13 protein-coding genes are annotated in these 13,128 nt (G+C 62.6%); 8 read left to right on the forward strand and 5 right to left on the reverse strand.

The genetic code is table 11. From position 1 onward, the window contains the following. The first annotated feature begins 27 nt into the window (after positions 1-27). The 3 genes from WG899_RS07370 (at position 28) to WG899_RS07380 (ending at position 4,150) form a co-directional block, all read left to right on the forward strand. Positions 28-585, forward strand: coding sequence for a DUF1993 family protein (locus WG899_RS07370; protein ID WP_339594979.1), 558 nt, complete (start codon positions 28-30; stop codon positions 583-585). Positions 586-814: 229 nt separating this feature from the next. Beyond that, positions 815-3,412 (forward strand): M9 family metallopeptidase, encoded by a 2,598-nt coding sequence (locus tag WG899_RS07375; protein ID WP_339594980.1) that lies wholly within the window; start codon positions 815-817, stop codon positions 3,410-3,412. A gap of 72 nt (positions 3,413-3,484) precedes the next feature. Next, the gene (locus tag WG899_RS07380) at positions 3,485-4,150 is read left to right on the forward strand and encodes a hypothetical protein (protein ID WP_339594981.1); all 666 of its coding nucleotides are present in this window, start codon (positions 3,485-3,487) and stop codon (positions 4,148-4,150) included. 33 nt (positions 4,151-4,183) lie between these two features. Here the strand turns inward: WG899_RS07380 and crcB are convergent, their stop codons facing one another. Both crcB and WG899_RS07390 read right to left on the reverse strand, forming a co-directional pair. After that, a complete protein-coding gene (gene crcB / locus WG899_RS07385; protein WP_339594982.1) occupies positions 4,184-4,558 on the reverse strand; it encodes a fluoride efflux transporter CrcB in 375 nt (124 codons plus the stop codon). A 5-nt stretch (positions 4,559-4,563) separates the two neighbouring features. Next, positions 4,564-5,082 carry a molybdenum cofactor biosynthesis protein MoaE gene (locus tag WG899_RS07390; protein ID WP_339594983.1) on the reverse strand — a complete coding sequence of 173 codons (519 nt, stop codon included), beginning with the start codon at positions 5,080-5,082 and terminating at the stop codon, positions 4,564-4,566. A 178-nt stretch (positions 5,083-5,260) separates the two neighbouring features. Between WG899_RS07390 and WG899_RS07395 the strand changes: the two genes are divergently transcribed. The 3 genes from WG899_RS07395 to WG899_RS07405 are packed head-to-tail and all read left to right on the forward strand — an operon-like array spanning position 5,261 to position 8,240. Next, the gene (locus WG899_RS07395) at positions 5,261-6,319 is read left to right on the forward strand and encodes an SPFH domain-containing protein (RefSeq protein ID WP_339594984.1); all 1,059 of its coding nucleotides are present in this window, start codon (positions 5,261-5,263) and stop codon (positions 6,317-6,319) included. A 7-nt stretch (positions 6,320-6,326) separates the two neighbouring features. Beyond that, complete coding sequence (locus tag WG899_RS07400; protein WP_339594985.1) at positions 6,327-7,961, forward strand: DUF4178 domain-containing protein; 1,635 nt, start codon at positions 6,327-6,329, stop codon at positions 7,959-7,961. Positions 7,962-8,015: 54 nt separating this feature from the next. Next, positions 8,016-8,240 (forward strand): DUF350 domain-containing protein, encoded by a 225-nt coding sequence (locus WG899_RS07405; RefSeq protein WP_339594986.1) that lies wholly within the window; start codon positions 8,016-8,018, stop codon positions 8,238-8,240. Positions 8,241-8,277: 37 nt separating this feature from the next. Here WG899_RS07405 and WG899_RS07410 read toward each other — a convergent pair whose 3' ends face one another. After that, entirely contained in the window at positions 8,278-8,961 is a 684-nt protein-coding gene (locus tag WG899_RS07410; RefSeq protein ID WP_339594987.1) for a PEP-CTERM sorting domain-containing protein, read from the reverse strand. Between the two features lie 259 nt (positions 8,962-9,220). Between WG899_RS07410 and WG899_RS07415 the strand changes: the two genes are divergently transcribed. After that, positions 9,221-10,813: a polyamine aminopropyltransferase gene (locus WG899_RS07415; protein ID WP_339594988.1), complete on the forward strand. Its 1,593-nt coding sequence runs from the start codon at positions 9,221-9,223 to the stop codon at positions 10,811-10,813. Between the two features lie 17 nt (positions 10,814-10,830). Then, positions 10,831-12,423 (forward strand): flavin monoamine oxidase family protein, encoded by a 1,593-nt coding sequence (locus tag WG899_RS07420; RefSeq protein ID WP_339594989.1) that lies wholly within the window; start codon positions 10,831-10,833, stop codon positions 12,421-12,423. A gap of 24 nt (positions 12,424-12,447) precedes the next feature. Here WG899_RS07420 and WG899_RS07425 read toward each other — a convergent pair whose 3' ends face one another. Both WG899_RS07425 and moaD read right to left on the reverse strand, forming a co-directional pair. Continuing rightward, positions 12,448-12,867 carry an S-adenosylmethionine decarboxylase family protein gene (locus WG899_RS07425; RefSeq protein ID WP_339594990.1) on the reverse strand — a complete coding sequence of 140 codons (420 nt, stop codon included), beginning with the start codon at positions 12,865-12,867 and terminating at the stop codon, positions 12,448-12,450. Positions 12,868-12,873: 6 nt separating this feature from the next. Next, a complete protein-coding gene (moaD, locus tag WG899_RS07430) occupies positions 12,874-13,125 on the reverse strand; it encodes a molybdopterin converting factor subunit 1 (RefSeq protein ID WP_339595153.1) in 252 nt (83 codons plus the stop codon). Between the last annotated feature and the right edge of the window lie 3 nt (positions 13,126-13,128).

The following is a 13,128-nucleotide window of genomic DNA, read 5'->3' on the forward strand; positions in this document are numbered from 1 at the left end:
GCCGCGCAATATCTATCTATCCATTCGATGAGCTTGAACCTTTATGCGGCCACCGTGCCGGTTTTTCAACGCTATCTCCAGCAATTGCAGCTGATACTTGACCTAGCTCAAGAACATCTGCGGGCCCGCGCTCAAACCAGCGGGGCGGCCGGCGATGCTGCGCTATTGGCTCAGGCCGAGGCCGACTTGCTAGAGGCTCGTCTGGCGCCCGATATGCTGCCGCTGCGCAGCCAGGTGCAAGTCGCCGGCGGCTTTGTCTTGCGGGCGATCGCACCGCTGCTGGGTCGTCCCGTCCCCGCGTTTGGCGACTACCCGAACAGCCTGGTAGGCCTGCAGCAGATGCTGTCCGACCGACAGAGCTTTTTGACCGAACTGCAGCCCAGCCAGTTCCAGGCCATGGATGAACACCGCATCATTCGCAGCGACGCTGGTCAAACCAATATCGAGTTGCCAGCGCTGGACTTTGCGCTGCAGTTCGCCCTGCCTAACTTCTTTTTCCACCTCACCTGCGCCTATGCCATCCTGCGCCAGCAAGGTGTGCCCTTAAGCAAACAAGACTTCGACGGGCTGCATCGCTGGCGTTGAGCGCACCCGCCCGACTAGTGGCAAACAACCCCAAGGCTGCCAAGCACTTGCCGATTGAAGGGGTTGGCGCCAACCGGCGGACTGCGCCAGGCCGAGACAGCCCCATAAAAACCCCATCAGTAATTTCCATATTTCATCAATATATTTATAGTATCTTTGCAGAAAACATCCTCTAATGCGCAGCCATGGCGGGGCCTGTTGCTCTCGCCAAGCACAGGAGGATGGATCGATGTCTTCGCAATCCGAAGCGGCGCAGAGCCGCTGTCTACAAAACCAAACACGTCGCCAACGCTTAATCTCAGCGGGCAAAGTCCCGCAATCTTTCGGCGCCCTGAAGGCCCTGGCTGTGCCACTCGCTTTGATGGCTGCACTCAGCGGCCAGGCGCAGGCCAAACCCACAGGACAACTCGACACCGAACAAGCCCTGTTGCGCACTGAGTTGCAGCGTCAGGCCCAGTTGCCCAATGAGCCGGGCAATGTGCGGCACGGCCAGCATGCCGCCAAGGTCGGCCTGCATCCGGCCCAATTGCCGCCACGCCGCACCGACGACCCGGTTCACTACAAGCAACGCTTGGGCGAGGCCCAGGCTGAGGTGCCCATCAACGAACGCCCCGCATGGGCACGCGCCGCATTGCAGGTGCAAAACCCGGGCTTGAGCATCAGCGCCTTGAACAGCCTCAAGACGGCGACCGCCGGCGCCTCCTGCTCCGGCCAAGACTTTGTAGGCAAGAGCGGCGCAGCCTTGATCAATTTCATCGATGCGGCCGACCTGCGCAACTGCATGTACCAGCTCTACTACGGCAGCGCAGCGGACTACCGCACTGTCTTCTCAGACGCCAACATCATCAATGTCTCGAAGGCGCTGAAGACCCGCGCCGCGCAATACCCCGGCAATGACAGCAACAAGGCGATGAACCTGCTGTCCTATCTGCGCACCGCTGGGTATTGGAGTTATATGTCCACCTATGGGGACCCATCGAACGGCATCCCCGCCGGCAGCCGCAGCATGATGAACGCGGCCTTGTCGGCCTTGTTGCAGCTGAGCGCGTCGCCGCGCTTCATGGACCAGACGGAGGACAACGCCTACTTCGTCAGCGAGTTCTTCAAGACGGTACCCGCGGGTTGGGCCAAGTCGTATGCGCCGGTGGCCCAGCGCTGGCTGAACCAGGTGCAGCCCGCCACCACCAAGATTGGCTACTGGACCAATGACGCCATCTTGGGCGCCATGAACGTGCTGTACTACGGCGAGTACCAGGCGGACTATCGGGCTTGGGCAGGAAGCAAACTCGACTACGCGCAAACGCTGAACGGCTTTCTGACCCGCAATCAGTCACTGGCTGGTAGCAATGAGGGCTACCACCTGGCCAACGCCATGGGCGAGATGATTCGCTTTGTGCAGTACCCCGCGCTGCGCGAGCAGGTGCGCTCCTTGGGCGTGAGTCAGCTGGCGAGCTTCCCGGTCAGCCAAGACAGCACCATCGAAGTCTGGATGCGCGCCGCCGCCATGGTGGACCAGTACGACGCCGAGCAGTGCAGCATCTACGGCACCTGCAATGGCTACGACACGATTGCGCAGCTGAAGCTGCCGATTCGCTACGCCTGCGGCACGCAGTATGTGATTCGCGCCCAAGCGATGACGCCGGCTCAGTTGGACAGCACCTGCGGCAGCATCAGCCAGCAGACCGGCTACTTCCACACCCTGATGGGCACGCAAGCCGAACAGCCGGTGCCGGACGATCACAACAGCCGCCTGGAAGTGGTGGTGTTCAACAACTACGACCAGTACAACCGCTTCTCGGGCTATCTGTTTGGCAACAACACCAACAACGGCGGCATGTATCTGGAGGGCGACCCGGCCGACCCGGCCAACCAGGCACGCTTCTTGGCCTACCGCGCCGATTGGTTGTCGGACTTCGAGATCTGGAACCTGAACCACGAGTTCACCCACTACCTCGATGGACGCTACAACCTGCGCGGCGCCTTCTGGGACTATCCGCTGGAACTGGGCGCAGGCGGCATCGCAAACTCGGCCGTCTGGTGGATCGAGGGCCTGGCCGAATACGTGTCCTACAGCTATCGCCGCGCCTACTATGCCGACGCCACCTCGCGCGCCCAAACCGCCCCCGAGGCCCTCAGCATGGTGCTGAAGAACACCTACAGCAGCGGCCAAACGCGGGTCTACAACTGGGGCTATTTGGCCGTGCGCTACATGCTGGAGCGCCAGCCGGAAATGGACCGCAGCTTCCTGCCCCTGATGCGCGACGGCGACTACGCGGCCTACAGCCAGCAGATCAGCCAGATCGGCAACAGCCTGGACGCCGACTTCTCGCAGTGGCTGAGCGAATGCGTGGGCGGCGGCAAGATCGACTCGCCACGCTGCCAGAGCCTGCGCCCCGGCACCCTGCCCTTGCTCACTCCGGTAGCCCTGGGGGAATGTAAGTTAGGCGCCGCCAGCCGACTGGCCAATGGCTGCGCCAAGACCCTGGTTCCCGGCGCGTTGATGCAGTTCTATATCTCCGCCAGCAGCTGGCCGCAAACCATCTTCACCCTCAGCCAGGTCAGCGGCAATGCCGACATCTACGCCCGCGCCTCCGGCTGGGCCAGCCCGAGCAGCTATGACGTGATGGCCAGCAGCCACGGCGACAAGGTCAGCATTCAGCTGCCCACCGGCCCGGGCGGCTGGAGCTACGTGACCGTGTTGCCGCGTAGCGGCTTTGCCAGCGCGACGCTGCGCGGCATGTTCAGCGACTTGCCCTTCCCTGCCGGCAGCGCCCGCCTGAGCCGCAAGAGCGCCAGCCACGAGGCTGAACTCGCGACCAACCCTTGATGCAAATTCCAAGCCTTGGTCCCTCGGGGCCAGGGCTTGGGTTTCACTCACCTAACACGCCATACCCACACCATGAAAATCCGCACCCTGATCACCGCTCTGGCCACCACGGTCTTGAGCAGCCTGGCCGCCCAAGCCAGCGTCCAGATCTTCACCTCACAAAGTGCTTTTCAGGCCGCCAGCAGCCAGTTGGGCACGGACAGCTTTCAAGACCTGAGCGTCAATGACGCCTTGGACGGTCCACTGCTGCGCCAAGCCGGCAGCCACAACTATCGCGTTAGCGCCTTGGACGGACTGGAAAACCAGTTCTACGCCACCGCAGGTGAAAACGGCACCGTTTGGTTGGGCAGCAACCGCGTCGACGCGCACCTGCTGTTCGACAACTTTGCCAACAATCTGCGCGCCATTGGCGGCAACTTCTTGGCCACCACCTACAGCGGCGAGGCCTGGCCAGAAGCTCGGTTGACTCTGACGCTGACCGATGCCCAGGGCAGCACAACGCAAGAGCTGGACCTGAGCGGCTCCTCCAGCATTGGCTTTCTGGGCTTTGTCAGCAGCAGCCATTTGCTAAGCCTGGACATCGCGGTCTCTAGCAGCAGCCTGTCGGTCTTCCCCACGGTTGAGAACTTCCAACTGGGTATGGCCGCTGCGGTGCCAGAGCCCAGCAGCGCGGTCTTGCTGCTGGGTGGCCTGCTCTTGCTGCCTGCGCTGAGGGCGCGCAAGTCAGCCACGAAGTAATCGCGCGTGCTGAACTGAGCTGAGCTGAAAGGCTCAGTCCAGCCAGAACTGCATCAGCCGCATCCCGACAGCGGCTGATGCCAAGGCACCCAGCACATGCAGAGCCGCATGACCCAGGGCCAAGCCATGCTGATTGCGCTGCAAGAGCGTCAAAGACTCGGCGGAAAAGGCCGAGAAGGTGGTCAATCCGCCCAGAAAACCGGTGACCAGCAAAAGCCGCAACAACTCATCGGGCGAACGGCCGAACCATTCAAGTGCCATGCCAATCAGCAGGCCGCCAAGCAGGTTGACGGCCAAGGTGCCGAGTGGGAAGCCGCCGTAGCTACCGTTCAACCACAGCCCCGCCCCCCAGCGCGCCAAGGCACCGAATGCCGCACCGCCGGCCACCGCGGCGGCTTGTACCCACATGCCGCTCATGCCGCCGCGGCGGCGGAGCTGGTCGGGGCGACCTGGCTCGCATCGCCCGCATTGCTGGAGGCCACCCCCCAGCGCACCAGGGCGGCATCGTCGGACTCCCGCGCATCGACCCAGTGCGCGCCCTCGGGCGTGGTCTCTTTCTTCCAAAACGGCGCTTGCGTCTTCAGATAGTCCATCAAAAATTCACAGGCTTGAAAGGCTTGGCCACGATGCGCGGAGGCCACCAGCACCAGCACGATTTGCTCGCGGGCCTGCAACAGCCCGACGCGGTGAATGACCCGCGCGGCACGGATGTCAAAGCGTGCAAAGGTCGCGTCCACCATCGCCTCAATCGAGGCCTCGGTCATGCCGGGGTAATGCTCCAACTCCATCGCGCTGACGTTTTGCCCATGGCTGGACTCCCGCACGGTGCCGACGAAGGCCACCACCGCGCCGATGCCGCCATCATTGGCGCGCAAGGCCTGGGTCTCAGCGGCGAGGTCAAAGTCTTGCGTCTGGATGCTGACTCTTGGCATGTCTTGTTTCATGGGAAGGAATTGTGGCACCGCCGTGAATATCACCCATTCTGGCCAGCCTTTGGCAGGGCTTGGCGGCACGATACTCGCCGCATCGCAAGGTCAAAGTAAAGTTGCGTAACATCGCGACAGATCGAGCGGCAAATCAATCTGCACATAGAACGCGAGGCAAACAAGCATGGGACTGATGAACTTCATCAAAAAGCAGTTCATTGACATCATCCAATGGACCGAAGACAGCCAAGGCACGCTGGCCTGGCGCTTTCCCATGGCCGAGATGGAAATCCAGAACGGCGCCTCGCTGACGGTGCGCGAGTCGCAAGTCGCCGTCTTTGTCAATGAAGGCACGGTGGCCGATGTCTTCGGGCCGGGTACCTACAAGCTGACGACGCAAACGCTGCCGGTGCTGACCTATCTGAAGAACTGGGACAAGCTGTTCGAGTCGCCCTTCAAGAGCGACGTCTATTTCTTCAGCACCCGACAACAAGTGGATCAGCGCTGGGGCACGCAGCAGCCAGTCACGATACGCGACAATGACTTTGGCGCCGTGCGTTTGCGTGCCTTCGGCAACTTCAGCTATCGCATTGCCGATGCCAAGCTGTTTCATACCGAGATCTCGGGCACACGCGAGCGCTACACGGCAGAAGAGCTAGACGGCCAACTGCGCGGCATGATGCTGCAACACATCAGCGACGCCGTGGCGCAAAGCGGCATCCCCTTCTTGGATTTGGCCGCCAACCAGGTTGAATTCGCCAAACAGCTGCAAACGGCGACCGACCCCGAGTTCGCCAAGATCGGACTCAAGCTCGAAGCCGTGACGCTGCAAAACGTCTCGCTGCCGGATGATTTGCAAAAGGTGCTCGACCAGAAGATTGGCATGGGCATGATCGGCCAAAACATGGGCCAATTCATGCAGTACCAAACCGCACAGGCCATTCCCAAACTGGCCGAAGGCGTGGGTCAAGGCGGCGGAGGCGGCGCGGCCGGCGACGCGATGGGCTTGGGGGCCGGCTTGGCCATGGGCCAAGTCTTGGCGCAGCAGCTGCAAACCGGTATGGCGGGCGCGAGCTCCGCTGCTGGCGCAGGCAGCGCAGCAGCCGCCGGCGGTCCCGCGGCGCCCACGGCCGACGACATCATGGCGCTGCTGGAAAAGCTCGGCGACCTGAAGACCAAAGGCATCCTGACCGATGAAGAGTTCGCGGCCAAGAAGGCCGAACTGCTGAAGAAGCTGGGCTGATCGGGCCTTGGCGCAAACAGACGCTTCCCCTCAACGCCGCTGGAACGCCGCCTGCCCGAATTGCGGGGCGCCGGTCGAATTCGCCTCGGCAGCCTCGGCCAGCGCGGTCTGCTCCTTTTGCCGCAGCACCCTGCTGCGGGAGGGGGAGTCGCTGCGCAAGATCGGCATCAGCGCTGAGCTGCTGGACGACTATTCGCCACTGCAACTCGGCGCCAGCGGGCGCTACGCGGGTGAGCCCTTCACCGTGGTCGGGCGGCTGCAACTGGGTACCGGCGAAGCTGGCGAACGCAGCACTTGGAACGAATGGCATGCGTTGTTCGATTCCGGCCGCAGCGCTTGGTTGGCCGAGGACAACGGTCAATTCGTCCTCAGCTTTGAGGCGCCGCTGAAAGAGGCGGCCCCTCAAGCCCATGCGCTGCTGCTGGGGGACGCGATCATCTTGGCCGGCCAAAGCTGGCGCATCGGCGCACTGAGCTTGAGCCGGGTGCTGGCAGCGCAGGGCGAGCTGCCCCATCCACCCCCATTGCAGACCGAATTTCTCGTCGCTGAACTGAGGAATTCGCAGAACGAAGTCGGCACGCTGGACTACAGCGCTGGCGCCACACCCTATTGGTCCCTGGGTCGACCAGTGCGCTTCGCCGACTTGGCCATGCATGGTCTGCGCGAGGACAAAGACAAGGCCCTGGCCGCCCAAACGCTCGAGTGCCCGAGCTGCGGCGCAGCCTTGACGCCGAAGCTGGGCAACTCGCTGAGCATCGTCTGCGGCCAATGCCGGGCGGTGGTGGACATCTCAAAAGGCGCGGGCGGCGATCTGGCGCATTTCAGCCAAGAGACCGGTGCAGCCGCTGGCCATGAGCCACAGATCCCGATCGGCCGCAGCGGCCTGCTGGCCGCGGAGCTGGGCCAGGCACCGTTGAGTTGGCAAGTGGTCGGCTACCAAGAGCGCTGCGACATTCCGGCGCCCGGCAGCGATGACGAACAGAGCTTTTGGCGCGAGTACCTGCTGTTCAATCGGGTCGAGGGCTTTGCCTTTTTGGTCGACACCGACGAAGGCTGGAGCCTGGTGCGAACCCTGACCGGCGCCCCGCAAGAATCCGGCAGTGGCGCGCAGTGGCAAGGCAAGAGCTTCAAAAAACGCTGGACTTACACCGCCAAGGTGACCCATGTGCTGGGCGAGTTTTACTGGCAGGTGCAGCGCGATCAACACGCTCAAGTGAGTGATTACGAGGGTGCCCTGGGCAATCCAGGCGCAGTGCTGAGCCGGGAACAGAGCGGCAAGGAAATCACTTGGAGCCTGGGCCGCAAGCTCGACGCCACCGAAGTCGCCAAGGCCTTCAGGCTGGCACCGGATCAAACGGCGGCCTTGTCGCGCGATGCTTCCGGGCTGAGCCTGGGCGGCAGCAGTCCGACCATCGTGCGCAATGTCGTGTTGAGTCTGTTCTTTTTGATCCTGCTGGCCATCTTGCTGAAGTCTTGCGCCGAGGACGATTGCCAAGCCTATAAAGACAGCTACGGTGAAAGCAGCGCCGAATACGCGCAATGCAAACGCAGCGGTGGGCCTCGCATCTATCCGGGCGGCGGCGGCAGTTACGGCGGCGGTTCTTACGGTGGCTCGGGCAGCAGCGGCGGTGGGCATAAATGAGCCCACCTCCGCCCCCACAAGCCAAGGCTCGCCTACTCAACCAAGGAGATCTCTATGAGTGGATTTGAATGGTTACGCCCTGCCATTGTGCTGGGCTCCATCCTCTATGCCGTCATCGGCGTGCTGGTGTTCTGGATCAGCTTTGTCATCATCGACAAGCTGACGCCCTACAAGCTCTGGGAACAGATTGTTGAGGAGAAGAACCTCGCCTTGGCCATTGTGGTCGCGGCCATGTGCATCTCGATCGGCTTGATCGTGGCAGCGGCGATACACGGCTGAGCCGGCAGCGCCGCGGCCACGCTACGGGGTCGACAACTCAGACGCGTGGGCTGCGGCGGCGCAGCAAAGCCGCGGCAAACAAGCCGGCAAGCACCAGGGCCAGAGACTGTGGCTCGGGCACCTGGGTGACGGCCGCATCGACGCCGTTGATGAAGCTGGTGCGGTCGTAGCCCCCGAGATTCAGGCTGCGGAATTGCAAAGCACCAGAACCGCTGGCTGTGAAGGCGAGATTGTGCTGACTCCAGCCCTGGCCGACGTTGTTGGAAAAGGTGCCCAGTTTCGTACCGGCAAACGAAACCTCATAGCTTTGCAGGCCGTAAGACCAATTGCTGCGGCCTGCATCAAACCAGCTCAACGCAACTTGAGAGCCTGCATTCAGGTTCAGGTATTGCGACAACGTTGCGCCGTCGCCCTGCAGGCCCAGCACGAAGTTGCCCAAGCCGGTTTGGCCGTTGGCCAAGCTCGACGGCCCTCCCCAAGAGCCGCTGTTCGAAGCAATCACGACGGTGCTGCCCGAAGTGGTCCAGTCGGCCAAGGTACAACCCGCATGCACTGTTGTGTAGCAATAGTCGCCGTAAGGGCCGCCTCGGGTCTGAGTTTCGAAGCCTCCGTTTTTCACGACATGGGTCACAGGGCCAGCGTGCGCCGCGCCTGCCGACATCAGCGTCGCAGCAAGGCACAAGAAGCTGAGGGAAGAGCTCGAAATCATCTTCTTTTTCATGGTGTGTTCCAGGTGGTGAAGGTTTGAGGCCGCAGTGTCTACGCAAAGAGCAAGACCTGACCCCATGGACCGGCCTGCCACAGTGACGCAAATCACGCCCCGGCAAATGAAGCTCTGAAAACCCCCTTATTCGAGGGCCGCTCATTGGGCTTTCGTGGCAACCGTTTTCCAAAGGCCGCGCAGACACAGTGCGGGTCACGCGCGGATTCGCAGATTCGGATACGCAGGCAAGTCGCCGCCATCGGTTAACCTCGCGGCCATGTCTTCCCTTGCCGAACCTCCCGCCGCGCCCGTGGATTCTGAGACCGCCGCCGGCCGCATTTCACTGCATGAGTTGCTGCTGCTCGTCAGCGTCTTTGTGGTCGCGGCCTGCGGCCTGGTCTATGAGCTGACAGCCGGTGCCCTGGCCAGTTACTTGCTGGGCGACTCAGTGCTGCAGTTCTCCACCATCATCGGCACTTATCTGTTCGCGATGGGCTTGGGCTCTTGGCTGAGCCGTTACCTGAAGCGGCAGTTGGTGGCGCAATTCCTGAAGATCGAGTTGCTGGTGGGCCTGGTCGGCGGCTTGATGCCGGCCGCGCTTTTCATGGCGCACAGCCTCTTGCCGCCGGGGCAATTGGCATCGTTTCGGGTGCTGCTGTATGGCTTGGTGCTCTTGGTGGGGGCCTTGGTGGGGCTGGAAATCCCGCTGGTCATGCGCATCCTCAAGAAGCAGTTCAGCCAGCGCTATGCGCTAGGTGACTTGGTCTCGCAGGTGCTGACCTTTGACTACCTAGGCGCCTTGGTGGTGGCGCTGGCCTTTCCGCTGCTGCTGGTGCCGCATTTGGGCCTGGTGCGCACCGGCCTATTCTTTGGCTTGCTGAACGCCTTGGTGGCGGTATGGGCGCTGTTCATTTTTCGCCCACAGCTGAGAGCATGGCGAAGCCATGCCTGGGCCTGTGGCGCCACCCTGTGCATTTTGCTGCTGGCGATGCTGGGGGCCGAACAGCTGACCAGTTGGGCCGAAGATCGCTTTTATGGCGAACACATCTTGCTGCGTGAAAGCTCGGACTATCAGCGGGTGGTGGTCACCCAGGGCAATGCCGGAGTGCGCCTGTTTCTGAACGGCAATCTGCAATTCCACTCCAAGGACGAGTACCGCTATCACGAAGCCCTGGTGCATCCGGCCATGGCCGGCCATGGTGCGCCCAAAAAGGTCTTGGTCTTGGGCGGCGGAGACGGCATGGCGGTGCGCGAGATTCTCAAATACCCAACCGTCGAATCCGTCACCCTGGTGGAGTTGGACCCGCACATGACGCGCCTCTTCAGCAGCATGCCCTTGTTGCGCAAGCTCAATGGCGACGCTCTGCTGAGCCCCAAGCTGACCATCGTCAATGCCGATGCTTTCGGTTGGCTGGAACAGCAGACCGACACCGTCTTTGACGTGATCGTGATCGACTTCCCCGACCCCAGCAACTTCGCCCTGGGCAAGCTCTACACCACCAGCTTTTACCAATTGGTGGACCAGCATCTTTCGGCCGCCGGCTACGCAGTGGTGCAAACCACCTCGCCCTTGATTGCGCGGCGCAGCTTCTGGACGGTAGTCAGCACGCTGGAAGCGGCCGGCTTGAGCACCACGCCGTATCACGCCCATGTTCCGAGCTTTGGTGAATGGGGTTTTATATTGGCCGGCCGCCGGCCCTGGGCCGCGCCTCGCACCCTGCCCCAAGGTCTGAAGTTTTTGGATCTGACCGGCTTGCCGGCCCTGATGAACTTTCCGCCCGATATGGCACGGCTGCCGACCGAGGTCAATCGGCTGTCAAACCAGCAACTGGTGCATGAGTTCGAGGCCGAATGGGGCAAGGTCCATTGAATGCGCCATGGCCCCCGATGCACCGACGCCGCCTTTTGCAGGCGGGCGGCAGCGCCGCTGTGCTGGCCGCATGCTCGCCACAACAGCCCTCGGCGTTTGAGCTCAAGGGCGGCTGGGTGGGCGCCAAGGTCGAACGTGGCCACCGACTCAGAGAACCCTTGTCAGCACGGTCGTCGATGGCGGACGGACCGAAACGACGTGCACGCGTCCTGATCATTGGCGGCGGTGTCGCCGGGCTGGCTTGTGCTCGCAGCCTGGCGCAGGCAGGCATCGATGACGTGGCCGTGTTGGAGTTGGAGGACGAGGTCGGCGGCAATAGCCGCGGTCATCAGATGGGGGGCATGGCCTGCCCGCTGGGCGCCCACTATCTGCCCTTGCCGGGGCCCGATGCGCCGGCCGTCAGCCAGTTGCTGGAAGAGTTGGGCCTGTCGCGGCAATTGCTGGGACGCACCGTGTTTGACGAGCGCCATCTCTGCCACAGCCCGCAGGAGCGGCTGTTCTTTCAAGGCCAATGGTTAGAGGGTTTGCTACCACCGGCCGCCGACGCCAAAGCCCAGGCGCAATACCTGCACTTCGCCCGTGCCGTGGCCGCGGCCAAGCAGCGCCTAGGCTTTGCCATCCCTAGCCGCACAGTGCGCTGGACGGCAGGGCACGCCGAATTGGACGCGCACACCTTCGCGCACTGGCTCGACGGCCAAGGCATCCAGGACCCGCGCCTGCGCTGGTACCTGGACTATTGCTGCCGCGACGACTTCGGCGCCGACGCCGCCACCGTCTCGGCCTGGGCAGGCATCCATTACTTCGCCAGCCGCCACGGCTTTCACCCACCAGGCATGGACGAGCGCGCCGAGCGCGACGCGGTGTTGACCTGGCCCGAAGGCAATGCCTGGCTGACCCGCCGCATGGCCGAAGGGCTGAGCGACCGCATTCACAGCGCCCGCACCGTGTTGCGGGTTGAGGCGGGCCGACACGAGGTGCGCGCAGCGGTCTGGAATGAACGAAGCCAAAGCCCGGAACATTGGCTTGCACAAGAGCTCGTGATGGCAACGCCGCTCTTCATCGCTCAACGCTTGCTGGGCGATGCTGCACCACAAGCCTTGCATGATGCCGCTGCGCAAGCCCGTTATGCGCCTTGGCTGGTGGCCAATCTTCAGCTGAAAGGCCCGTTGCTCCAGCGTGTAGGCGCCCCGCCCTCCTGGGACAATGTGGTGTTTGGCAGTCAAAGCCTGGGTTATGTCGATGCCATGCACCAGGGCCTGGTGCCGCAAACCGGCGCCACCGTCTTGACCGCTTATTGGGCGCTGCCACAGGCCCGACGCGGTGAATTGTTCCAGCAGGATTGGTCCTATTGGCTCCGGCAATTGTTGCAGCAATGGGGTGAGGTTCACCCGGATTTATTGACCCAGCTCGAACGGGCCGACCTGATGCGCTGGGGCCATGCGATGAGCATCCCGGTGCCGGGAATACGCAGCTCAGCCGCTTTGGCGGCGCTCAGCCAGCGGCAGCAAAGAGTCCACTTCGCCCATAGCGACTTGGCCGGCTATTCCGTGTTTGAAGAGGCATACACCCAAGGTACGCGAGCCGCGCAGCAGATTCAGCGAAAGGCTTGAGGCTAGTTTGCGAAGGATGCAGTCTCAGCCGCGACGCAGGCTCTGGCGCTTCACATGTTCTGCAGCAAAGGCCGAACACAGCCTATTCATCAAGGCTTCGGCACGCGTGCTGTTGTCGGCCCCCAGATTGCAGACATAGACGTCCAAGGTGACCCCACCCAACTCGGGCCAGGTATGGACCGCCAAATGGGACTCGGCCAGCAAAACGACACCGGTGATGCCGGATTGGTCTGAACCGATCGCTGGGTCATTCGCGGCGGTACTTGCCGCACCACTCGCAAGCACCGGCAACGGCGTGAAACGGTGAAACAACTCGGCAACGGCCCCCAAGCCGGACTCCACGACGGCAGCCACGCACAGCTCGCGCAGGGCGGCCGGCTCCAACATCACGGGCAGATCAGCGCGGACTCCGCGCAGATCCGCCGTCAAGTGCAGGCCTTGCACGCTGCCTCAGCCGCCGGTGACAGGCGGGAAGAAGGCCACTTCAGCCCCATCGCTGAGCAACGCGTCTTCCTGACACAGCTGCTGGTTCAGGGCGCTGCGCACGGCGCGTCCGCGCGCCAACAATTCGGCGTGATCGGCAGAGCGGCCCAGCAATTGGTCGCGCAGTTGACCCACGGTGGTGCCGGCAGGCAACTCCAGGGTTTCGGCCGCACCCAAGCGTTCGCGTAAGGACGCGAAAAAGCGCAGGTTCACTTTGATCAG

The organism is Paucibacter hankyongi (assembly GCF_037482915.1).
GTDB classification, from domain to species: Bacteria; Pseudomonadota; Gammaproteobacteria; order Burkholderiales; family Burkholderiaceae_C; genus Paucibacter_A; species Paucibacter_A hankyongi.